At 45.7% G+C, this 1,376-nt stretch carries 1 pseudogene; it reads right to left on the reverse strand.

Annotated features, from left to right (window positions below):
* Positions 1–17: 17 nt before the first annotated feature.
* Positions 18–1,263: pseudogene (locus MiSe_RS49095) on the reverse strand (RNA-guided endonuclease InsQ/TnpB family protein).
* Positions 1,264–1,376 lie beyond the last annotated feature (113 nt).

The following is a 1,376-nucleotide window of genomic DNA, read 5'->3' on the forward strand; positions in this document are numbered from 1 at the left end:
TTGACATCCTCCCGCCGCTAATTCGGAGTACCGAATATAGCGGGGGATTCCAAAGATTGCTCTTTAGGCTTCCTCTTTCCACGAGTTGACTTACTTGGAGGAGTTTCCCCACCCAAATATTGGTCAGTCTCTCCAGAGGCGATTAACGTTCCTGTGTGCCCCACAGTACGGAGTCCTATCTCAAGTATGTTCCGAGCAGCGTTCCAGTCTCTATCTTGCGTATGCCCACAATGATGGCAAACATGAGTTCTGACACTCAAAGACTTTTTGACAACTTCACCACAGTTAGAGCAGTTCTGACTGGTGTAGTGAGGCGGTACGGCAACCGTGACCACACCAAACACACATGCGAAATACTCAACCCATGTGCGAAAAGTCGTCCAAGCTGCATCAGATATAGATTTAGCCAGATGTCGATTTCTGACCATGTTTCGCACCTTCAAATCTTCATAAGCTACCAAGTCGTTAGACTGGACTACGCCGGAAAGCCAATTTCACGGCGAAATCTTTACGCTGCCTACTTACTTTGAGGTGTTTTCTTGCCAGCCTCTTTCTAAACTTGGCTCGGTTTTTAGAACGTTTTTGTGTCTTAGACAAACGACGTTGAAGACGTTTCAAAGACTTCTCACTTTTACGGAGATGTCTTGGGTTTTCAACTGTTTGTCCGTCACTATCGGTATAGAAATGAGTCAGCCCAACATCAAGACCAATTGTTTTAGATGTCGATTCTCTTTTTTCCAACCGTTCTTGGTCAACACAAAACTGGACGTAGTAGCCATCGGCACGACGCACTACACGCACTCGTTTATATTGCTTCAATTGATAAAAATGCAAGTCGCGGGTTCCCCACATTTTGAAGGTTCCCGCCTCAAAGCCATCGCGGAAAGTAATATATCTTCTGTCTTCAGAAAGTTTCCACCCACTGGTTTTGTACTCGACAGAACCATGTGTTTGTTCTTTCTTGAAACCTGGGTATCCTTTCTTCCCTGGCTTATTTTTCTTGCAGTTATCAAAAAAACGAGCAATAGCCGACCAGGCTCTTTCAGCACTAGCTTGACGAGCCATCGAGTTAAGTTTGCTTGCCCAAGCAAATTCCTGAGCGAGGACGGCACAATATGCACTCAACTCATAACGACCGATGTCGCGGTTATCCATCCAGTATCGCAGGCAAGAATTTCTGACAAAACGAGCAGTACGAATTGCTTCATCAAGCTTTTCGTACTGCTGTTTGAGTCCCTCAAGTTTTGCCTCGAATACCAACATCGCTACGTCGCTATATCTGACGTAAAACATTCTACCATAGATCCTGTCCGCAATTCATCTCACCGCCAAAGGTCGTACCGTTATGGCGGGAGCCTTCTTGCGGTTGAAGGTAA

The organism is Microseira wollei NIES-4236, assembly GCF_020521235.1.
In the GTDB taxonomy this organism is placed as follows: domain Bacteria; phylum Cyanobacteriota; class Cyanobacteriia; order Cyanobacteriales; family Aerosakkonemataceae; genus Microseira; species Microseira wollei.